19 protein-coding genes are annotated in these 20,136 nt (G+C 69.3%); 10 read left to right on the forward strand and 9 right to left on the reverse strand.

Annotated elements, in window-relative coordinates; translation table 11 throughout:
- Positions 1-5 precede the first annotated feature (5 nt).
- The 8 genes from ABZU53_RS16415 (at position 6) to ABZU53_RS16450 (ending at position 8,959) form a co-directional block, all read left to right on the forward strand.
- Positions 6-584: a hypothetical protein gene (locus tag ABZU53_RS16415; protein WP_355066581.1), complete on the forward strand. Its 579-nt coding sequence runs from the start codon at positions 6-8 to the stop codon at positions 582-584.
- Between the two features lie 255 nt (positions 585-839).
- Positions 840-1,442, forward strand: coding sequence for a lytic polysaccharide monooxygenase (locus ABZU53_RS16420; protein WP_354857725.1), 603 nt, complete (start codon positions 840-842; stop codon positions 1,440-1,442).
- A 119-nt stretch (positions 1,443-1,561) separates the two neighbouring features.
- On the forward strand, positions 1,562-2,806 hold the full coding sequence (locus tag ABZU53_RS16425; RefSeq protein ID WP_355066582.1) for a PQQ-dependent sugar dehydrogenase: 1,245 nt from the start codon (positions 1,562-1,564) through the stop codon (positions 2,804-2,806).
- A 459-nt stretch (positions 2,807-3,265) separates the two neighbouring features.
- Positions 3,266-4,423 (forward strand): glutathione-independent formaldehyde dehydrogenase, encoded by a 1,158-nt coding sequence (locus tag ABZU53_RS16430; RefSeq protein ID WP_354857730.1) that lies wholly within the window; start codon positions 3,266-3,268, stop codon positions 4,421-4,423.
- A gap of 148 nt (positions 4,424-4,571) precedes the next feature.
- Positions 4,572-5,693, forward strand: a complete 1,122-nt coding sequence (locus tag ABZU53_RS16435; protein ID WP_354857733.1) for a hypothetical protein — start codon at positions 4,572-4,574, stop codon at positions 5,691-5,693.
- A 293-nt stretch (positions 5,694-5,986) separates the two neighbouring features.
- Positions 5,987-6,985 carry an SRPBCC family protein gene (locus tag ABZU53_RS16440; protein ID WP_355066583.1) on the forward strand — a complete coding sequence of 333 codons (999 nt, stop codon included), beginning with the start codon at positions 5,987-5,989 and terminating at the stop codon, positions 6,983-6,985.
- Positions 6,982-8,157 carry a zinc-dependent alcohol dehydrogenase gene (locus ABZU53_RS16445; RefSeq protein WP_355066584.1) on the forward strand — a complete coding sequence of 392 codons (1,176 nt, stop codon included), beginning with the start codon at positions 6,982-6,984 and terminating at the stop codon, positions 8,155-8,157. The genes ABZU53_RS16440 and ABZU53_RS16445 overlap by 4 nt, the downstream gene beginning before the upstream one ends.
- A gap of 169 nt (positions 8,158-8,326) precedes the next feature.
- Positions 8,327-8,959: a TMEM175 family protein gene (locus ABZU53_RS16450; RefSeq protein WP_355066585.1), complete on the forward strand. Its 633-nt coding sequence runs from the start codon at positions 8,327-8,329 to the stop codon at positions 8,957-8,959.
- Between the two features lie 105 nt (positions 8,960-9,064).
- Here ABZU53_RS16450 and ABZU53_RS16455 read toward each other — a convergent pair whose 3' ends face one another.
- On the reverse strand, positions 9,065-9,892 hold the full coding sequence (locus tag ABZU53_RS16455; protein ID WP_355066586.1) for an aldo/keto reductase: 828 nt from the start codon (positions 9,890-9,892) through the stop codon (positions 9,065-9,067).
- A 176-nt stretch (positions 9,893-10,068) separates the two neighbouring features.
- Between ABZU53_RS16455 and ABZU53_RS16460 the strand changes: the two genes are divergently transcribed.
- On the forward strand, positions 10,069-10,650 hold the full coding sequence (locus tag ABZU53_RS16460) for a type 1 glutamine amidotransferase domain-containing protein (protein ID WP_354857744.1): 582 nt from the start codon (positions 10,069-10,071) through the stop codon (positions 10,648-10,650).
- Positions 10,651-10,745: 95 nt separating this feature from the next.
- Here ABZU53_RS16460 and ABZU53_RS16465 read toward each other — a convergent pair whose 3' ends face one another.
- From ABZU53_RS16465 to ABZU53_RS16500, 8 genes are all read right to left on the reverse strand, one after another.
- Positions 10,746-11,756: a mechanosensitive ion channel domain-containing protein gene (locus ABZU53_RS16465; protein WP_354857747.1), complete on the reverse strand. Its 1,011-nt coding sequence runs from the start codon at positions 11,754-11,756 to the stop codon at positions 10,746-10,748.
- 299 nt (positions 11,757-12,055) lie between these two features.
- Positions 12,056-13,723, reverse strand: coding sequence for a serine/threonine-protein kinase (locus tag ABZU53_RS16470; RefSeq protein WP_355066587.1), 1,668 nt, complete (start codon positions 13,721-13,723; stop codon positions 12,056-12,058).
- Positions 13,724-13,861: 138 nt separating this feature from the next.
- Positions 13,862-14,590: an anti-sigma factor gene (locus tag ABZU53_RS16475; protein ID WP_355066588.1), complete on the reverse strand. Its 729-nt coding sequence runs from the start codon at positions 14,588-14,590 to the stop codon at positions 13,862-13,864.
- Positions 14,587-15,213, reverse strand: coding sequence for an ECF RNA polymerase sigma factor SigK (sigK, locus tag ABZU53_RS16480; protein WP_355066589.1), 627 nt, complete (start codon positions 15,211-15,213; stop codon positions 14,587-14,589). The genes ABZU53_RS16475 and sigK overlap by 4 nt, the downstream gene beginning before the upstream one ends.
- 49 nt (positions 15,214-15,262) lie before the next feature.
- Complete coding sequence (locus ABZU53_RS16485) at positions 15,263-15,886, reverse strand: class F sortase (RefSeq protein WP_355066590.1); 624 nt, start codon at positions 15,884-15,886, stop codon at positions 15,263-15,265.
- Positions 15,887-15,965: 79 nt separating this feature from the next.
- Positions 15,966-16,754 (reverse strand): hypothetical protein, encoded by a 789-nt coding sequence (locus tag ABZU53_RS16490; protein WP_354857757.1) that lies wholly within the window; start codon positions 16,752-16,754, stop codon positions 15,966-15,968.
- Between the two features lie 116 nt (positions 16,755-16,870).
- Positions 16,871-18,394, reverse strand: coding sequence for a molybdopterin-dependent oxidoreductase (locus ABZU53_RS16495; RefSeq protein ID WP_355066591.1), 1,524 nt, complete (start codon positions 18,392-18,394; stop codon positions 16,871-16,873).
- 59 nt (positions 18,395-18,453) lie between these two features.
- Positions 18,454-19,083 (reverse strand): fasciclin domain-containing protein, encoded by a 630-nt coding sequence (locus ABZU53_RS16500; protein WP_355066592.1) that lies wholly within the window; start codon positions 19,081-19,083, stop codon positions 18,454-18,456.
- Between the two features lie 160 nt (positions 19,084-19,243).
- On the opposite strand from ABZU53_RS16500, the gene ABZU53_RS16505 reads away from it, so the two are divergent.
- Positions 19,244-20,074 (forward strand): helix-turn-helix domain-containing protein, encoded by an 831-nt coding sequence (locus ABZU53_RS16505; protein WP_355066593.1) that lies wholly within the window; start codon positions 19,244-19,246, stop codon positions 20,072-20,074.
- Positions 20,075-20,136: the final 62 nt, after the last annotated feature.

Raw genomic sequence — 20,136 nt, forward strand, 5'->3', positions numbered from 1 at the left:
CGATCATGGATTCCCGAGAGAGTTTCGCGGAGCGGTACGGCCGTCGCCCGCTCTGGGCGGCGGTGATCCTGCTGGCGGTGTCGGTCGGCGCGGTCGTACTGCTCAACCGGGCCGACCCGGAGGCGGAGCCGGCGGATCTGCAAGCGCAGATCGTGGACCGGATGCGGACCACGCTCGAACAGGCGGACCCGGGGCAGCACAACCACGCCGGACACAGCGCCCAGCAGGGGAACAGCACCGAGAAGCCGCCAGTGATCTGCGGGGTTCGCGTCTACGGCTACGAGCCGGCAGAAGCCACCGCCCTCGCCGACGTCCAGAAGGTCTACGGCTTTCACCTCTGCGGAGTCGCCGAGCAGAAGCGTCCCTGGGACGTGGCGGTCAAGCTGGCCGGCCCTCTGATCATGGACCTGTCCACCGACCCTCCGGGCATCCAGGTCGTCGAGGCGACAGCCGACGTCAGGTTCGTTGATCGGCTGCGGGAGATGTTCCCGGCCAAGTACGCGACGTTGGCGCAGGAGGAGGCGCTGACCGCTACGGAGATGGCCGACCAGCGCCGCCGGTACGACGCCGCAGCCGGGCTCTGACCACGCCGGGCCGCCGAGCAGGGTCCGTGGACCCGTCACCGATCCGGCGATCCCGGACAGCTTGCTTCACATCCACCTATAGATAGATCAGCATTGATATTTAAGTTGATAGATGCAACAGTGGCTTTGGGAGCGTTCCCATGCTGATCTCTCGTACCGAGGAACGGAGGATGAACAGTGCGTTCACACAGGTCCGACCAATCCGGCGGACGACCCCGGTCAACCGTCCGGCGGTCCCTCCAGGCGCTCGTCCTGATGTTCGCCATGGTGGTCGGCACGCTGCCCTGGACCGGCGCAGCCCAGGCCCACGGCACCGTCATCAGTCCGGCGACTCGCGCGTACCAGTGCTGGAAGACCTGGGGCAACCAGCACACGAACCCGGCCATGCAGCAGCAGGACCCGATGTGCTGGCAAGCGTTCCAGGCGAACCCCGACACCATGTGGAACTGGATGAGTCAACTGCGGGACGGCCTCGCTGGCCAGTACCAGGCCCGCACGCCCGATGGGCAGCTGTGCAGCAACGCCCTCTCCAGGAACGACGCGGTGAACAAGCCCGGGGCATGGAAGACGACCACCGTCAGCCGCAACCTCACGGTCCAGATGTACGACCAGGCCAGCCACGGCGCTGACTACTTCCAGGTCTACGTCACCAAGCAGGGGTTCAACCCGGCCACCCAGCGGCTCGGGTGGGGCAACCTCGACCTGATCGCGACGACCGGGCGCTACGCGCCAGCGCAGAACATCTCGTTCAACGTCTCGCTCCCCGCACGCAGCGGGAACCAGATCCTGTTCGTGATCTGGAGGGCGTCACACCTGGACCAGACCTACATGTGGTGCAGCGACATCACCATCACCTGATCGGCAGGTCCGACGGCACGGCACCACTCCGGCCCAGGGCGCGTTGGCACCCTGGGCCGGATTGTCCTTCCGGTATCCGCCGACACCGCGCCCCCACCCACCTGCTCGAGGAGCTGAACATGCAGCGACGGCGTTATCGCCCGGCCACCATGCTGGCCGGGCTGCTCATCCTGACCCTGTCCGCGCTTCTGGTGCCACCGGCGCCGGTGGCCAGCACTGCGACAGCCGGCCCATCGCACACCCGTGCGGCGCCACTCGCTGAGCTGACCGTGGTATCCGAACGGCTGGCGTTCGGCCTGCAGCGTCCGATCGCGCTCACCGGACTGCCGGACGGTCGGATGCTGATTGCGGAGAAGAGCGGCACCGTCCGTGCGTACCACCCCGATACCGGCTTGGCGGCAGAGCCGGTGCTCGACCTGACCGCCCGGATCGACACGTCGGACAACGAGCGCGGCCTCCTCGGCATTACGCCTGCGCCGAACTTCGCGCGTACCGGGATCCTCTACGTGGCCTACACGAGCCTGCCGGCCGGCACGCTGACCCTGGCGCGGGTGCCCCTCGGCGCTCCCGACCGGCTGCAGGTGCTGCTCACCCAGGAGCACGCCGAGTTCGGCAACCATAACGGCGGACAGGTGGCCTTCGGCCGCGACGGCTACCTGTACTGGTCACTCGGCGACGGCGGCAACGCGAACGACCCCTTCAAGAGCGGTCAGAACCTCGGCACCCTGCTCGGCAAGATTCTGCGGATCGACGTCAACCGCACCTGCGCGGGTAAGCCCTACTGCGTACCCTCGGACAACCCGTTCGTCCGCACGCCTGGCGCGCGGCCGGAGATCTGGGTCTACGGGCTGCGCAACCCGTGGAAGTTCTCCATCGACCCGGTCGACAACTCGCTGTGGATCGGCGACGTCGGCCAGGGCTTGGTCGAGGAGATCGACCACATCCGCCCGTCGCAGCGGGGAGCGAACCTCGGGTGGTCCTGTCGAGAGGGCACGCCGGTCTTCGACCAGACGCAGTGCCGGCCGGGCGTGCGGCTTACCGACCCGGTCTTCGAGTACGACCACTACATGACGGAGAACTGCTCGGTGATCGGCGGCGTGGTGTACCGAGGGTCCGCCACCCCGGAGGCATACGGGACCTACATCGCGAGCGACTACTGCTCGACCCTCGCGTTCGCCGTCCGCCCCAAGCCCACGGGTGGCTACGAGTCCGCCACGATCGGCAACTTCCCCACCCAGCCGACCGCGATCGGCCCCGATGTGCACGGCGAGCTGTACGTGCTCAGTGACCTCCCGGGATGGCTGAGCCGGGTACGGTTCGAGCGGGTCCCGCCAGCCTCTGCCACCGGGGTGACGAACCGCTGAACCTGGGAACAGTCCCTCCGCATTCGTGACGCCACTGTGGACGGCCGCTTACCGGGCGGCCGTCCACGCCGGGCCCGGCCCCCACCGCTTCGCCTACCGCCCCACCCGGGTCCGCCAGGGAGATCGTTGGCGCGCCCAACGCTCGTGCGCTGGGTTCTCACCGGAGTGCGTGGGCAGAGCCTCCGCGACCAGAGCAGACGTCCCCGAGAAGCGCGCTACCGGAGCGGCAGTCGCTCGCCAGGATGATCGCGGTACTGACCCGGGCGCCCACGGATGGGCGGCGATCGCGCAGCGCGTCGCGGACGAACAGTCGTGGCAGGCCGAGAACGGGGCGATCAGCAGTCCGGCGTCATGAGACTCCTGCGCAAACCGCCCTTAAGGGTCGCAACGGTCTGCGAGGATGTGAACGCCAGAATTGGCATGGCTCATCGGTGAGCGAATTCTTCACGGGGGAAACAGATGAAGGCTGTCGTGTACGAGGGACCCAGGACTGTCAGCGTCAAGGAGGTTCCGGACGCGAGAATCGAGAGACCGACTGATGCGCTGATCCGGATTACGACGACGAACATCTGCGGCTCGGACCTGCACATGTACGAAGGACGCACGGACATGGAGTCTGGACGCGTGCTCGGGCACGAGAACATGGGTGAGGTGATCGAGGTCGGCGAAGGGGTCGATCTGGTCAAGGTCGGCGACATGGTGTGCCTGCCGTTCAACGTGGCGTGCGGGTCCTGCGCCAACTGCAACCAGGGTCTGACCGCGTTCTGTCTGGTGGCCAACCCGGCGCCGGGCATGGCCGGCGCGGCCTACGGGTTCGCCGACATGGGTCCCTACAACGGCGGTCAGGCCGAGTTGTTGCGGGTGCCATGGGCGGACTTCAACTGTCTGGTCCTGCCGCCGGACGCCCGGGACATGAGCAGGCAGAAGGACTACGTCATGCTGTCGGACATCTTCCCGACCGGCTGGCACGCCACCGAGCTCGCCTGTGTACGGCCCGGCGACAGTGTGGCGGTCTACGGTGGCGGACCGGTCGGCCTGCTCGCCGCGTACTCCGCGATCATCAAGGGCGCCAACAAGGTGATGGTGGTCGACCGCCATCCGGACCGGCTGCGCCTGGCGGAGCAGATCGGCGCGATCCCGATCGACGATTCGAAGGGATCACCGGTCGACCAGATCCTGGAGCAGACCGGCGGGATGGGCGCGGACCGCGGCTGTGAGGCCGTCGGTTACCAGGCGCACGACCCGGGTGGCCAGGAGAAGGCGGGGCTGACGGTGAACAACCTCGTGCACTCCGTGCGGTTCGGCGGCACGATCGGCGTGGTCGGCGTGTACGTGCCTCAGGACCCGGGAGCGCCGGACCCGCTACAGAAGCAGGGCAAGGTGCCGTTCGACTTCGGCATGTTCTGGTTCAAGGGGCAGACCATGGCAACCGGGCAGTGCAACGTGAAGAACTACAATCGGCAGCTGCTGAACCTCATCGCTACCGGCAAGGCCCACCCGTCGTTCTTGGTGTCCCACGAACTCACGCTGGACGAGGCGCCCACGGGGTACCAGAACTTCGATGCCCGCACCGACGGCTGGACCAAGGTTCTGCTGCACCCGGACGGTCGACACTAGAAACCGGCAACCTGCAGGTGTTTTTCAGCGTGGCCAGGCTGCCTACGCCACCGCGGGGGCCGACAGCAGCCTGGCTCCGCCTGCCTACGCCAGAGCCGGCACTGGCCGATGGACGGCGGCGGGCCCGGCTGGCCGGTGAGGAGCACCGATGACCGACAGCGAACAGGACCGCCCGGAGATCGTCGTCGGACTGGTGGCGACCCCGCCGGACCACCCGGCCCGGGTGGCAGCTCGGCTCACCACCGAGCTGGCCGGCCGGCTCGCCGAGCGGGTGAACGCGGACGTGCGGTGGACCATCCGGGAAGGCTGGGGTGAGGTGGCGCCGCGCCGCGACGGTGGCGTTGAGGCGCTGCTCGAGGATCTGGCCCAACGGCGTGCCGACGACCGGTGGGACGTCGCGATCTGTCTGACCGACCTGCCGCTGAACGCCGAACGGGTGCCGCTGGTCGCGCAGACCTCGGCTCGCCGTGCAGTGGCGATGGTGTCCCTGCCCGCGCTGGGACTGCCTCAGCTGCGAGCGGCCCGCGCGGTCGTTCCGGATCTGGTGAGCCGACTGCTGACCGACGCTTCCGACGAGCGGGTGCCGCCGGCAGGCTGGGCACCAGCCGAAATGACACGTCGGATTCCCGCCGTCCACCGGGTGGTCGACGAGGCCGACGGGGATCTGGGCTACGTCGCCTCCGGGCTGATCGGCCGGGTGCGGCTGTTGACCGGAATGGTCCGCGCCAACCGCCCGGGGCGCGCCCTGCTGGGCCTGTCCAAGCTGCTCGTCGGCGCGTTCGGCACGGCGGCGTTCGCGCTCACCACGGACACCATCTGGCAGATGGGCGATGCGCTCGGAGGACTCCGGCTCACCGTGATCATGTTGCTCGGGCTGACCGCGTTGGTGACCTGGCTGATCGTCGCGCACGACCTGTGGGAGAAGCCAGACCGGGAGACGCCAGCTGAGCTGGCCCGGCTGTTCAACCTGGGTACGATCCTCACCCTCGCCCTGGCCACGGCCGTGTCCTACCTGGTGCTGTTTGCTGGCACGGTGCTCGTTGGCGCGCTGCTGATCGACACATCCGTGCTGGAACAGACCTTGCAGCGGCCGGTCAGTTTCACCGACTACCTGACGCTCGCCTGGATCACCAGCTCGCTGGCCACCGTCGGCGGCGCGATCGGCTCCGGGCTGGAGAACGAGGAAACGGTACGGGCCGCCGCGTACGGCTACCATCCCCAACCCGGCGGCTCGCGGGACGAGACGGCTAGCCCATCGCGGGCGGGATGAGCGGGCACGCACGAGCGAACCGCTGGTGATCCGCGGCCGTGACGTCGCGCTGCGCAGTGGGAGCGGGGCCGGTGCGCGCCGGGCAGGCTTTTCGGGCGCTCGCCGACCGGTTGCCGCGACGAAGTCCGCCGACGCCGTCTGGACGGCCCGGACCGGGAGGGCGATCTTGATGCGGCGGCCGATCAGCGGGTTCAGGTGGTTCCCGGGGGGTAACCGGGCCCCAATGAGTCGTGCCCCGGGTCGCCGTGAGCCGGGCTGCCCGGGCGGGTGCGACCGGATACGGAGGGCTACCCGTGACTCGACTGGCAACCCGAGAGGCAGCCAAGGCCAGGCAGGACGAGGTGCAGCGGCGGGGGCGCGGGCTCGGCTGGATGAGCCTCGGCCTGGGCGTGGCACAACTGGCGGCACCGGACACGGTGCGCCGGATCAGCGGCGTGGACGACTCTTCGACGTCCCGGGCGATGGTGCCACTCGTCGGGGCGCGGGAGCTGATACACGCGGCCGGGCTCCTGACGAGCCGGCGCAAGAGCATGTGGGCGTGGACCCGGGTCGCGGGCGACGCGATGGACCTGGCCTCGCTCGGACTGGCCATCGCCCACCGGGGCGGGCGCCGCCGGCGGCGGCTCCTCGTTGTCACCGGCGCCATCGTCGGGATCACGGTGGTGGACCTGTTGACCGCCGTACAGGCCACCCGGGCGAAGGAGATGGGCTCAGCGCCGGCGGTACGAGGCATCCGCACAGGAGGACCCATGGAGCTGACAGCCACGACGACCATTCGCAAACCGCCGCCTAAGGTCTACGCGTTCTGGCGCGAACTGGACAATCTCCCGACGTTCATGGCTCATCTCGAGGAGATCCGCTCCACCGGTAGCCGTACGAGCCACTGGTCCGCCAGCGCCCCGTTCGGCACGAACGTCGAGTGGGATGCGGAGATCGTCGACGACTCGCCCGGCGAGAAGATCGCGTGGCGGTCGACCGGCAACGCCGACGTGCCGAACGCCGGTACGGTCCGCTTTGTGCCCGCCCCGGATGGTGTGAGCACCGAGGTGCACGTCGTCCTGTCGTACGACATCCCGGGCGGCGCGATCGGCAAGGCGGTCGCCAGGTACTTCGGCGAGGAGCCGCACCAGCAACTCGACGACGACCTGCGTCGGCTCAAGCAGGTGCTGGAGACCGGCGAGGTGGTCCGGTCCGACGGCGCCCCGTGGGGCAAACGGGCCCGCAAGGAGTTCCCGCAGCGTCCGGCGCAGCCGCTGTCGGATGCCGAGTTCGCGAAGGGGGCCCCGGCATGAGGGCGAACACCTGGGCGGGCCGCAACAAGGTCAAGGTCCGTGACGTGCCGGACCCGAGGATCATGAACGAGCGCGATGCCATCGTACGGATCACGTCCACCGCGATCTGTGGCTCGGACCTGCACCTGGTCGATGGGTATGTGCCCACGATGCAGAACGGCGACGTCATGGGTCACGAGTTCATGGGTGAGGTGATCGAGGTCGGCCGGGGCGTCGATCCAGGTCGGCTGCGCGTCGGGGACCGGGTCGTGGTGCCGTTCCCGATCGCCTGCGGCGCGTGCGGCGCCTGCGCCGCCGAGCTGTACTCCTGCTGCGAGAACTCCAACCCCAACGCCGGGATCGCGGAGAAGATGTTCGGTCACCCGGTCGCCGGGATCTTCGGCTATTCGCATCTGACCGGCGGCTTCGCGGGCGGTCAGGCGCAGTACGCGCGGGTGCCGTTCGCCGACGTCGGTCCGCTGAAGATCGAGTCCGACCTGACCGACGAGCAGGTGCTGTTCCTCTCGGACATCCTTCCCACCGGCTACATGGGTGCCGACATGTGCGACATCCAGTCCACCGACGTGGTGGCGGTGTGGGGCGCCGGCCCGGTCGGCCAGTTCGCGATGGACAGCGCCCGGGTGCTCGGCGCCGCAAAGGTCATCGCCATCGACAAGGAGCCGTACCGGCTGCAGATGGCCGAACGGGCGGGCTACACGCCGGTGAACTTCGAGGAGGTGGACGTGCGGTCCCGGCTGCTGGAACTGACCGGTGGGCGGGGACCGGACAAGTGCATTGACGCGGTTGGCCTGGAGGCCACGCACGGCAGCGCGGCCCTCTACGCCTATGACCGGGTCAAGCAGGCGGTCCGCTCGGAGACCGAGCGTCCGCACGCGCTGCGGCAGGCCATTCTGTCCTGCCGCAGCGGTGGCATCGTGTCGGTGATCGGAGTGTACGGCGGTCTGCTGGACAAGTTTCCCGCCGGCGCGTGGATGAACCGCGCGCTGACCCTGCGTACCGGCCAGTGCCACGTGCAGCGCTACATGAAGCCGCTGCTGCAGCGCATCGAGCGTGGGGAGATCGATCCGACCCGGGTCATCACCCACACCCTGTCGCTGGACGAGGCAGAACGCGGCTTCGAGATGTTCAAGAACAAGCAGGACAACTGCGAGAAGGTTGTCCTCAAACCCTGACGGATCACTTGCATCCGGCCGCCGCGCGCGCACGGCGGCCGGCCGGATGCGGCGTCCTCCCGGTGTGGAGCGCCGCGCCCGGCAGTTTGCGGCGGACGACACTGGGTAGGCGCGCTTGGTGAGCGGGTCAGACACGGAGCTGAGCACCCGGTCGGATACCAGCCGTGCCGTGGCGTTCAGCGATGCCATCTTCGCCATCATCATCACACTGCTGGTCCTGGACCTCCGGGTACCGGACGTCCCACCCGGTCGCCTCCTGTCCGGCCTGCTCAGCCAGTGGCCGTCGTATGGCGCGTATCTCGCGTCCTACTCGTACGTGGCCGTCGTCTGGCTCAATCACAAGGCGGCGTTCAACCGGATTCAGCAGACCGATCGCGGCCTGCACTGGGTGAACCTGTTCGTGCTGTTCAGCACGGCCCTGCTGCCGTTTCCGACCGCCGTCGTGTCGCACGCGCTGCAGGAGCACAACAACGCGGACCAGCGCGTGGCCGTCGCCTTTTACGCGTTGATCGGCGCGTTGCTGTGCGCAAGCTGGCTGGCGTTCTACCACTACCTGGCCCGGAGCCCCGACTTGCTGAAGGAACAGGTCAGAGACGACTTCTTTCACGTCGAGCGATTCCGGGCCCTCGCCGGGGTCGTCCTGTACGTCCTCGCGGGAGTAGTCGGCTACCTGGTGGCGCCGTTGCTCGGCCTCGCCATATTTCTCCTTCTGCCCGTCTTCTACGCGATCACCAGCGCTGGCCTGTACCAGTTCGGGGTGATTCGCCGGATCACTCGCCGACCTGGCCGACGAAGAGGCTGAAGGCGGCGGGCCAGCCGCCGTTCTACCCGGCGGGCGCGAGCACCCGCCGGGTTCCGGGTTCGAGGGCATTCCCACAAGCCCACCCTCAGTCGGAGGTTGGTGACGCTACAAGATCTCGAGCGGTTGCGGGCCGGTCGGCGGCGGGAACGCGGTGTCGAGTGCCGCCACGTCCTCCTCAGTCAGCTGCAGGTCTCGCGCTTCCGCGTTCTCCCGGGTGTGTTCGGGGTTGGACGATCGGGGGATGGCCGCCACCATTTCCTGCCGCAGCACCCAGGCCAGCGCCACCTGGGCCGGGGTGGCCTCGTGCCGGGCGGCGATCTCCGCGATCTGGGAGTGGCCGAGCAGTCGACCCTGCTCGATCGGCGAGTAGGCCATCACCGGGATCCGGTGCTCGCGTAGCCACGGCAGCAGGTCATATTCCGGACCGCGGCGGGTGAGGTTGTACAGGATCTGATTGGTCGCGCAGTCTTGCCCGCCCGCCGTCTCGAGTAGCTCCGTCATGTCGGAAAGATCGAAGTTGCTCACGCCCCACTGCCCGATGTCACCGGCGTCGACGAGTTCCGCGAACGCCTCGATGGTCTCCGCGAGTGGATGCGAGCCGCGCCAGTGCAGCAGGTAGAGGTCGATGTGGTCGACGCCGAGTCGTTGCAGGCTGCGGCGGCAGGCCTGCACGGTTCCCCGTCGGCTGGCGTTGGACGGCAGCACCTTGTCGACCAGAAAGACGTCGTCGCGTCGTCCGGTGATCGCCTCGCCGACGAGTTCCTCGGAAGCGCCGTCACCGTACATCTCCGCAGTGTCGATCATGGTCAAGCCCAGGTCGAGCCCGGTGTGTAGGGCGGCGATCTCGTCCCGCCGCTTTGCGGGGCGCTCACCCAGGTACCAGGTTCCCTGGCCGAGCACGGGCATGGTTTGGCCGGACGGCAGCTCGATCATTTGTCGACCTTCCTGAGCCTGAATACGAGTAGGTTGCCTGCGTTACCCGCTGCGACAGGCAGCACACCCACGGGCGGCGTTCGCTGGCCCGTTTGTGGGTGCCCGCACCGGGAAGGCGACCCGGGAGTGAGCGATGCGCCGCCGACGGGGTGGCGCCGCGAAGGGGAGGCCGCAGAATGGCGCAGAGCCAGCAGCCACTGACCGGCAAGCGAGTTGCTTGCCTCGCCGCTGACGGGGTGGAGGACGTGGAATACACCCAGTCCCGGGCCGCCGCAGAGCAGGCCGGAGCCGAGGTCCACCTGATCTCGTTGCAATCCGGCGAGATCCAGTCGATGAACCAGGACATCAATCCGGCCAACCGATATCACGTGGACCGGACCGTGAACGAGGCCGATGCGGCCGACTATGACGCCCTGTTGCTGCCAGGCGGGACTGTCAACCCCGACCGGCTCCGGATGAACCCGCAGGCGATGGACTTCGTCCGAGCGTTCTTTCAGCAGAATAAGCCGGTGGCGGCGATCTGCCACGGCCCCTGGTCGCTGGTCGAGACCGGAATGGTCAACGGTCGGACCGTCACCTCGTTCCCCAGCCTGCGCACCGACATCCGCAACGCTGGCGGAAACTGGGTGGACCAACAGGTGCAGGTCGACAACGGCCTGGTCACCAGCCGCAACCCCAGCGACCTCCCAGCCTTCTGCTCGAAAATGGTCGAGGAGTTCGCCGAGGGCAAACACGTCCGCCAGATGTCGACAGCCTGACTCGATGGGGCTCAGGGCCGGGAGGATCAGCCCGGCCCCGAGCGCTGCCCGGCGGCTGACCCAGCGCAACGGCGGGGCCGAAAGAGACCCGCCGGTCACGGCTGGTACTGGTTGCGGGTGCGGGGCAACCACTGGGGGTGCTGGTCACGCAGATAGCGGATCAGTCCCTCGCGTAGGTCGCAGCTCAGGTCCCAGGCGCTGGCGCCGTCCGCAGCTGAGGCCTGCACCTGGATGATCACGGTCTGCGCGGTGGCGTCGACCATCTGGAGCACCCACTGGCTGCGATCCCACAGCGGTGCGGACTCGACCAGTCGGCGTACCTCCCGGCGCAGGTCGTTAAGGTCCGCGGTGTGGTCGACATGGATCTGGATCTTGCCGATCACCCGCGACTCGTTGCGGGTCCAGTTCTGAAACGGCCGCTCGGTGAAGTACGTGGTCGGCAGGATGAGTATCCGTTCGTCCCAGAGCCGGATCACCACGTTGGTCAGCTTCACCTCCTCGACCCGGCCCCATTCGCCTTCCACCACCAACACGTCGCCGACGTGCAGCCCGTCGGCGAAGGCGACCTGGATGCCGGCGAACGCGTTGGCGAGCGCGGTTCGGGCGGAGAGGCCGATCACCGCGCCGACCACCCCGGCCGAGGTCAGAATGGAGACGCCGAAGAGGCGTACCGGCCGGAAGGTGATCAGGATCAGGCCGATCGCAACGATCGTGACGACGACCACCGTGAGCCGCCGCACCGGACGGATCTGGGTCCGGGCCCGCCGGGCCCGCCGGCTCCTGGTCACATCATTCGGCAGTCGACTGAACACGACCGCCTCGGCCACCTGCAACACCCTGACCACCAGCCACGCACCGACGGCGATCAGGGTCAGCAGGATGGCGTGCCGCAGATAACGCTGCCACCCGGTCAGTCCGGGCGGCAGCGCGTAGTACACCACCCAGACCAGCAGGACCGCGGCCGCCGGGCGGCGGCAGGCGAGCCGCAGCGGCTCCAGCAGCCACTTGTAGCGGCCACGGGCAACCCGGCGAGCCAGCACGCCGGAGACCAGGTCCACGACCACGGCCGCCGCCAGCGCGGCCAACACGATCAACGCGGTACGCATCAGTTGCCGTTCACCGTGATCCTGATGCCACCTTTCCCTGGCTCGCTGCCCAGTCCACGGGCCCAGGGTGCCATCCGGTCCGGTGGCGGGCGGCGAACATCGACAAACAACCGCTGAACGGGCCTGCGTCAGCCGCCCGACGGTGGCTTCCGGGTTGCCGGCCTGGCAGCGCCGATCCGCCACCGCCTACGGGCGGGTGACCGTGGAGCGGGGCGTCGGCCATGCGCGGCATTCGGCGGCCCGCCGCGAACGCAACTGGAACTGGCTGCGATGGAGGTGACCACGTTCGGGCACACGGGTCAGTCGAGGCGGAAGCTTGCGAGGGCCAGTCGTTGCAGAGGCTCCGTCGCGGTCCACTGGCTGTCCTGGGTCATCCAGGACAGGCTGTGGGCACGGGTCCTGCTGTCATTGACCAGCAGCCGCCGGACGTGCAGCCGCACACCGCCGGCCTGGTCGCAGGTGTACTCCCACTCCGCGGCGCCACCCGCGCGGATGACCGGCCCGATGCTGATCTTCTGGTAGCCGGAAAGCGCCCCGGTCTTCACCGCCTCGCGCTCTGCGGCGGCCCACTGCTTCGAGGGTGTGGGGGAAGCTTCGGCGGTGAGGTCGACAGCGATGGCTCGCACCTCGGCGGGGTCGCGGAAGCAGACAGTTTCGCCCTCGGTGTGCCGGGTCCATCCGTGCGGAACTGCCACCAGGAAGCGGGCCGGGTCCTGGTGCCAAGCCCATCCGTCGGGCAGCGCGTACGGGAGCGGTGCGGTGGGTTCCTGCAGAGGCTCGGCCTCGCTGGAGGCGTCATCGTCCAGGCAGAGGTGGGCGGGCACTTCCGCACTGGTCGACTCCATCGCGCCGGCCGCCGCACCGCCCGGGTCGACGGCCGGCACGCCGTCCTGGCCACGCAGGCCGCCGAGCACGGCACCGGCTGCCGTGACAATGATGGCCACGACCGTCAACAGTCCCAACACTGCGCCAGCGAACGCCCAGCCGGTCGTCCGGTCGCGGGTGTTCGACGCCCTCGCCGTGATGACCGTGGTGTCGATCGCGTCCTCGGCGATCGGCACCGGCGGTGTGGTGGTCCGCGACCGCCGCGGCGGTCGGGTGGACATCCGCCACCGGCGGCGCGCCCGGGGCACCGGCACGGGCTCGATCGGTACGGTCGCCTCGGCCACCTGCTCCAGCAGGGCGCGGGCCTCGTACGCGGACAGACGCTGACGGGGATTGCGCAGCAGGAGTCCAGTGATCGCCGGTTCGAGTGGCAGGACGCTCATCCGGTCGGGAGCCTCGGTGGCCAGAGCGGCGAGTGTGGCCAGGGTCGAGGGCCGGGTCCACGGTGGGCGGCCCTCCGCGGCCAGGTAGAGCGTCGCGCCGAGAGCCCACAGGTCCGAGGCGGGGGTGGCCCTGCCATCGCGAGCGCGCTCCGGCGCGACGTACTGGTTCCTCGACAGGTTCGCCGCACTGACGGTCGCCGGGCTGTGGCTGTCGAAGATCGACAGGCCGAACCCGCCGAGCATGACGCGCCCGTCGTCGCCGAGCAGCACGTTCTGCGGACAGAGCTCCCGATGCACCACACCCATCTCGTGTGCGGCGTTCAGTGCGGCGAGCAGGTGCAGCCCGACCCGCGCCACCTCGGCCGGCGGCAGCGGGCCGTCGGCAGCAACCACCTCGGGCAGGGACCGGGAGGGCACGTACTCCATGACAAGCCACAGGTGCCCGTCGGCGCTCAGCACGTCCCACATCCCCATCACGCTCGGGTGGTCCAGCCCGGCCAGTCCACGAACCTCGGCCAGCGTCCGCTCGTGCAACCGGGACCGTTCGGCGTCGCTCGCCCATCCCGGCACGGCGATCTGCTTGAGCGCGACGTCCCGGTCGAGCACCTCGTCGCGGGCCAGCCAGACCCGTCCCGGAGTGGCAGGGTCCTCGATCGGCAGGAGCCTGCGGTACCGGCCGGCGAGCAGCTCGTCATCCATGCTGGTGATTCGGAGCGGTCCACCGCTCGGATGGGTGGATGAGCGGGAAGCACATCGGCCGTCGGTGCGGACCGGCTGGACCGGCTGACGGTGTGACCGCAGCCGGCCCGTGCTCAGCTCAGCTCAGCTCAGCTCAGCTCAGCTCAGCTCGACCGTACCCACGATTCGCGTGGGGGCGACGGAGCCGCCCGCGGGCTCGTTGGAAACGCCGAAGGTTGCCGCCTCGGCGACCGGGCCGATGACCGTGGTCGACGCCCTGGCGCCCTCGGCTAGTCGCCCCACCTTGCGGGGTTCGCTGCCGCGGATGAGCCAGAGCTCGTAGATCCGCCCGGGGCCGGGTTCCGGCAGGTCGCGCAGCAGCACCACCCCTCGGTCTCGGTCGCGGGAGACCACCACGGTCGCGGAGCCGCCGGGCTGCAGCGACCGCTCGAACACCCGGGCGTCCGGGGCGTCCAGGACGGCGGCGATCTGCCGAGCCTGGTCGCTGCTGGCCTGCTCGTCGCTGATCCGATCATTGCTCACGGTCCAGGTGACCGCGCTCGCGCCGCCGGCCACGAGGACGGCCGCGGCGGCAGCCACGGTGATCCGTCGCCACCTGCTTACCTGCCGTCTGGCGCTGTCTCCTGCGGCAGCCGAGCGCAACTGCGGGGTGCGCGCCGCCTGGGTGAGGGTGCGCTCCCGTAACCCCGGGGGTGTGGCCTCGACGACGGTGTCGTCGGCGAGCCGTGCAACCGTCTCCCGTAATTCGGTCACCTCCAGGCGGCACGACTCGCAGTCCGCCAGGTGCCGCTCGAACGCCGCCCTCTCGAGGTCGTCGACCGCGTTCAGGGCGTACGCGCCGGCGAGGGTGTGGATGTCGGCGCTCATGCCCGTCCCTCCATTTCGATTCCCAGGCAGTCGCGCATCCGGATCAGTCCGTCGCGCATCCGCGTCTTCACCGTCGGCAGCGGTGTCTTCAGCTTTTCGGCGACCTCCCGGTAGGTGTGGCCGCCGTAGTAGGCCAGGGCCACCGCCTCCCGTTGGACCGGCGTCAGCCGACCCAGGCACCGGCGGACCTGTTCCCGCTCCAACCGGGCGGTGACGTCCTCGACAACCTCGTCATAGGGGACATGCGTCTCGGTCGCGGCGACCTGCAGGGTGCGGTTGGTGTGGGCCTGCTCGGAACGCACTCGATCCACCGCCCGGCGGTGCGCCATGGTCAGAATCCAGGCTGAGGCTGAGCCACGACCGGCCTCGAAGCGGCCAGCGGTGCGCCACACCTCGACCATCACCTCCTGCGTCACCTCCTCGGCCTGCGCCGGGTCGCGCACGACGCGGCGGGTCAGCCCGAGGACGCGGCCCGCCATCGTGTCGTACAGCGCCGCGAACGCCGCCTCGTCGCCCCGTGCCACCCGAGTCAGCAGCTCGTCGGCGCTCGGTGGCGTCGGGGTGTCCGGCGGCACCGAACGTAGCCGCCGCGCCTGTTCCGGGTCACCGCTCATTCTCGGCATGTCCTCTCCTGTGCTGGCGGCCGTTCCGTGTGCCGCCGCGTACTCGGTGCTAGGCGACATGAGCGTGAGCGAGGCGCGCGTAGACGATGACATTGTCGCGGTAGTGCTGAGTGGCGTCGTCGAACTCGCCGCCGCAGGTGATCAGACGTAGCGCCGAATGGTCGGTAGCCCCGTACACCTCATCGGTGGGAAAGTCGTCCTTGGGATACTGCTCGACCTTGCTGACGGTGAACATCGCGGTGCTGCCGTCCTGACGGTTGACCGTTATCCCGGCGCCGACGGACAGCTTGCCCAGATCGAAGAACGTTCCACGACGGCCCTTCCAGTTGACGTGCCCGGCCAGCACGGCCGGACCGAGGGCCCCTGGCGTCGGTGCCTTGGTGAACCAGCCCACGTCGGTGGCGCTGTCCGGGACCTCCATCGCCCCGTCCGCCCGCAGGCCGAGGGCGACAATCGCGGCGGTGGCCTTCAGCGACGGGATCGACACCCGCGTTGGGGGCGAACTGGCCATCAGTGGTCCCGAGGTCAATTCACCCGGCTTGGTCGCCCGAGCGGGCGACGCCGTCGCGGCTGGGGCGGCAGCGGAGGCGTCGGGCCGAGGTGGCTCCCCAGCCCGGTCGGTCACCGCGAAGCCGATCGACACGGCCGCCGTCACGGTGAGGATGCCGGCCACCGCCAGGAGCGCGAAGCGCCCCCGGCGGCGTCCGGCCGGCACTGGTGCGTCGCCGGTGTCCATCACGAACGATTCCGGCTCAGCGCTCGCCGGCGAGCCGGCGTCGCGCGACGACCGCACCCGCGGCGCCGAGCAGCGCGAGGCCACCCACGGTGTACATCATCATCGGCGATCCACCGGAGGTGCTGCCATCGCCGGTGGCGACACCCCCGGCGGGTACGGACCCGGCGGCGGCGCCGCTGACCATGCCGCACGTCGCGGGGTCGGTGGCCTCGGCGGGGATGCCGTTGACGCCGATGGACTTGGCGAACGTCGACTCCCCGAGAGCTTCCATGTCGTACTTACCGTTCTTGTTGGCGTCGATGCCGTGTTGCACGAGGTGCAGGTCCTTGAGGTGCTCGATGGTGCCCTTGGGCAGGTCGGCAGCGGGGATGGTGCGCTCGTAGCTGAGGTTGCCCTGCGCGTCGGCCTTCGGCATCCGGTCCACCGCCAAACCGCTGGCCTTGGTCGTGTCCCCGGTGGTGGTCAGCGAGATGAAGATGTCCCCGTACATCTTCAGGCCCTCCTCCGTGCTGACGAAGCCGTTGCCGTTGGTGTCGGCGGACTTGTCCGGGCAGTGGAAGTCCATACCGTTGGCCGCGCCGTGCACGTGCTGGGCGTGCGGCGAGTTCGGCGTCATGCCCTTCGACCGGATCATGACCTTCAGGTCGCCGCCACTCGTCGCGGTCAACGTCGCGGTACCGGTGGCACCGGTCTCGTTGAGGTCCTGCAGCTGGACCTGCACGCTCTCGTCGGCCTGCGCGACGCCCGGGAACGCGAGGACCAGCACGGCCGCTGGTAGGGCGAGCAGGGCTCGGGACAGTCTCACAACAGATCTCCGTCTCCGCCTGGGTACGGCGTTGATACTCACGTGCGGTCAGGAGGGATTCGTGGCGTGGTGGTCGCCGGATTGGTGCCGGACGGGGTTCTTTTCGGCCCGGGAGGTCAGGTGATGGTGACGGTGGTGCTGTGCCAGCCGGTCGCGCCGTCGGGGAAGGGCGCGGCCCGCTGGTCGGTCTGGGTCGCACCGGTGGCATCGGTGGCCCGTACGCGCAGCGTGTGGCTGCCAGGGGTGGCGTCCCAGCGGTAGGTCCACTGCCGCCACAGGTCCGGCGATGGGCCGTCGGCGAGGCGGGCCTGCCGCCACGGCCCGTCGTCGATCTGCACCTCGACGGCGGTGATCCCGCGCCGTTGCGCCCAGGCGACACCGGCGATCATGACGGGTCCGACGCGACGTTGGGCGAAGGGTTTCGGAGTGTCGATGCGAGATGCGGTCTTGACGGGTGCATCGGCTGCCCACCCGCGTTGGACCCAGTAGGGGTCGAACGCGTCGAAGGTGGTGACCTTCATCGAGGTGAGCCATTTGCAGGCGCCGACGTAACCGTAGAGGCCGGGCACGAGCATGCGGACGGGGAAGCCGTGTTCCAGGGGCAGGGGTTCGCCGTTCATGGCCACGGCCAGGAGCGCGTCGCGCCCATCGAGGATCGCCTCGATCGGGGTGCCGATGGTCATGCCCTCCACCGAGCGGCTGACGAGCTGGTTCTGCCCGGGGCGTACGCCCGCTTCGCGTAGCAGCGGTGCGAGGGGAACGCCGGTCCAGCGGGCTGTGCCGATGTAGGGACCACCGACCTCGTTCGAGACACAGTTGAGCGTGATGTCACGCTCCACGAGGCCACGGGCGAGAAGATCCTCGAATCTCCAGGTACGAGGGCGGTCGACCGCTCCGTCGAGAGTCAACCGCCAGGTTTCAAGGTCGACCTGCGGGACGGTGAGAGCGGTGTCGACCCGGTAAAAGTCCCGGTTGGGGGTGACGAACGCCGAGGCCCCGTCCACGCCAACGGAGACACCGCCGGGTAGCGGCGGCGCCGGTCGCACTGGCGGCGGAATCCGAACGCCGGCGCGGGAACGGGCACCCACCGCGCTGCCGCGACCGACAGCCTGGCCGATCGCGGCCGCGACGCCGGCGGTCAGCGCTGCCCCCGTCGCCGTGGCCAGGAATTGACGGCGGTTGAGCAGCCGCGGCCGGCTCGACGCGGTGACCCTGACCGTCCGAGCGGCGCGCACCAACACCAGCATCGCCGCCATCCCGATGCCGACGCCCGCCAGGACCGGCAGGACGTCCGACGACGTCGCCCCCGGGCGGGACAGGATGGCGGCGACACCGACAGCAGCGAACACGGCGAGGCCAGCCAGACCGTAGCGGCGTCGTCGTAGCGCCGCCGCGCCGAGCAGAACCGCGGTCAGGACGAGCAGGGCGTAGACGCCGACAAGGAGAGCGATCTTGTCGTTGGCGCCGAAGGTGCGGATGGCGAATGCCTTGACGCTCTGCGGTGCCAGGTCGATAGCGACGCCACCGACTGCCAGCACCGGGTCGGCGGCCGGATCGACCAGCGCCGCGAGGAGATGAGCCACGGCGAGGGCCACCCCGGCGGTCAACACGCCGACGACGAGGCCGCGAACGGCGGTCATGCTGAGGGACGGCCCCGGCCGGCGGTTTGCCGGCCGGGGCTCGATGTCGGTCGACGCCATCAGCTCTTGGGCATCAGAACGGTGTCAACGATGTACACGGTGGCGTTGGCCGTCGAGACATTCCCGCAGACCACCATCGAGGTGCCATTGACGGTGAACGACGAGCCGCTGCCGGTCACCACGAGCTCGCCGCCCTGCAACGTCTTGTGGGTGCCAGCCAGAGTGTCCGGCGACAACTGGGTCGGCACCACGTGGTAGGTCAGGACCTTCTTCAGCATGGCGTCGTCGGCCAGGACCTTGTCCAGATCCGCCTTCGGGATCTTGGCGAACGCGTCATTGGTCGGCGCGAACACCGTGACGCCCTGCGCGCCGTTGAGCGAGTCCACCAGGTTGGCCTTCTTGACCGCCGTCACAAGCGTCGAGAGCAGCGGATTGCCGGATGCGGCGGTGGCCACCGGCACCTTCGCCATCGCCTCGAAACTACCCGGGTTGGACGGATCGGCCGGCACGGCCGAGCACCCCGAGCCGAACTGACCCGACATCATCATCGAAGGCGAGGCCGAAGCCATCGGCGCGCTGGCCGACATGCTCGGCGCGCCGCTGGCGCTGTCCTCGCTGTCGGTACCGCCGCAGGCGGACAGGGCCAGCACCGCGATTACGCCAACCGTGGCAAACAGGCGCCGCTTCATACGAACTCCTCAGATGCTTGTACGTCATTGCTGCTGTCATGAGGCATTCGAGGCCGCCCTAGAGACGGATGGGCGCAAGGTGGAGAAATTTGACGCGCTCGACGGCCATGCCGGCGCGTGATGCCGGCGGGGCGTCGGCGATGCTGTGAGCGTGGAGTACGTGTCCAGAGTGCCGCGACCGCCGCTGGACGGGCTGATCGACGACCTTTACTACCTGGAGGGTACGCCGCCGTACGCCCGGCTGACGCTGCCGCCGATGCCGGCGGCGTTGCTCATCGTCAATCTCGGACCGCCGTTCCGCATCCGCGCCGGCACCGACATCGAGACGGCCGAGTACGCCGACGGCTGCGTGGTCACCACGCCCACCCGCGCGTTCGAGTTCGGCTATCCGCTCCGGACCCGGTCCGTCGGCGTGCACGTCAAGCCGTGGGGGCTGGCGCCGTTCCTGCCGATGCCCGCGGCCGAGCTGTGTGACCGGCCGGTGACGCTGGAGCAGGTCTGGGGCCGGCCCGCCGTCGCCGAGCTGCGAGACCGGCTGGCCACGGCGGACGGACCCCACGAGATGCTGACGCTGCTCGAGGAGGAGCTGATGCGACGGCTGTGCGAGACCGCCGGCCTGGGGCTGGTCCGCCACACGAGCAGCGTCATCGCGGCGACCAGCGGGGCGGTGGCGATCGGCGACCTGAGTGTCGCAGCCGGTGTCAGCAGCACCCATCTGGCGCAGCGGTTCAAGGAGCTCATCGGCGTCACGCCGAAGCGGCTGGCCCGCACCCACCGCTTCACCGCCACCGTGTTCGCGATCAACCCCGCCGGACCGATCGACTGGGGTGAGCTCGCCGGTGCTGCGGGCTACTTCGACCAGGCCCACTTCGGCCACGAGTTCCGGGCGTTCACCGGGCTCACTCCGACCCGGTACCTCGAAGTCCGGCGGCGGTTCCTGCGCGAACATCCCGGCCACGCGATGGACGGCTGGCCACTGCCGGCCGATTGATTTCCTACAAGAGCGACAGCTCACGGCGCGCTAACTTGAGGGCACCCCGAAGTAGAGGAGAG

It is taken from the genome of Micromonospora sp. NPDC005194 (assembly GCF_040608335.1).
Lineage (GTDB): Bacteria > Actinomycetota > Actinomycetes > Mycobacteriales > Micromonosporaceae > Micromonospora.

Coding starts and splice junctions, on each gene's coding strand:
- ABZU53_RS16425 (WP_355066582.1), top strand. CDS start 1,562: ATGCAGCGACGGCGTTATCGCCCGGCCACCATGCTGGCCGGGCTGCTC.
- ABZU53_RS16500 (WP_355066592.1), bottom strand. CDS start 19,083: ATGAAGCGGCGCCTGTTTGCCACGGTTGGCGTAATCGCGGTGCTGGCC.
- ABZU53_RS16455 (WP_355066586.1), bottom strand. CDS start 9,892: ATGATCGAGCTGCCGTCCGGCCAAACCATGCCCGTGCTCGGCCAGGGA.
- ABZU53_RS16445 (WP_355066584.1), top strand. CDS start 6,982: ATGAGGGCGAACACCTGGGCGGGCCGCAACAAGGTCAAGGTCCGTGAC.
- ABZU53_RS16415 (WP_355066581.1), top strand. CDS start 6: ATGGATTCCCGAGAGAGTTTCGCGGAGCGGTACGGCCGTCGCCCGCTC.
- ABZU53_RS16460 (WP_354857744.1), top strand. CDS start 10,069: ATGGCGCAGAGCCAGCAGCCACTGACCGGCAAGCGAGTTGCTTGCCTC.
- ABZU53_RS16435 (WP_354857733.1), top strand. CDS start 4,572: ATGACCGACAGCGAACAGGACCGCCCGGAGATCGTCGTCGGACTGGTG.
- ABZU53_RS16475 (WP_355066588.1), bottom strand. CDS start 14,590: ATGAGCGCCGACATCCACACCCTCGCCGGCGCGTACGCCCTGAACGCG.
- ABZU53_RS16495 (WP_355066591.1), bottom strand. CDS start 18,394: ATGACCGCCGTTCGCGGCCTCGTCGTCGGCGTGTTGACCGCCGGGGTG.
- ABZU53_RS16470 (WP_355066587.1), bottom strand. CDS start 13,723: ATGGATGACGAGCTGCTCGCCGGCCGGTACCGCAGGCTCCTGCCGATC.
- ABZU53_RS16465 (WP_354857747.1), bottom strand. CDS start 11,756: ATGCGTACCGCGTTGATCGTGTTGGCCGCGCTGGCGGCGGCCGTGGTC.
- sigK (WP_355066589.1), bottom strand. CDS start 15,213: ATGCCGAGAATGAGCGGTGACCCGGAACAGGCGCGGCGGCTACGTTCG.
- ABZU53_RS16430 (WP_354857730.1), top strand. CDS start 3,266: ATGAAGGCTGTCGTGTACGAGGGACCCAGGACTGTCAGCGTCAAGGAG.
- ABZU53_RS16420 (WP_354857725.1), top strand. CDS start 840: ATGTTCGCCATGGTGGTCGGCACGCTGCCCTGGACCGGCGCAGCCCAG.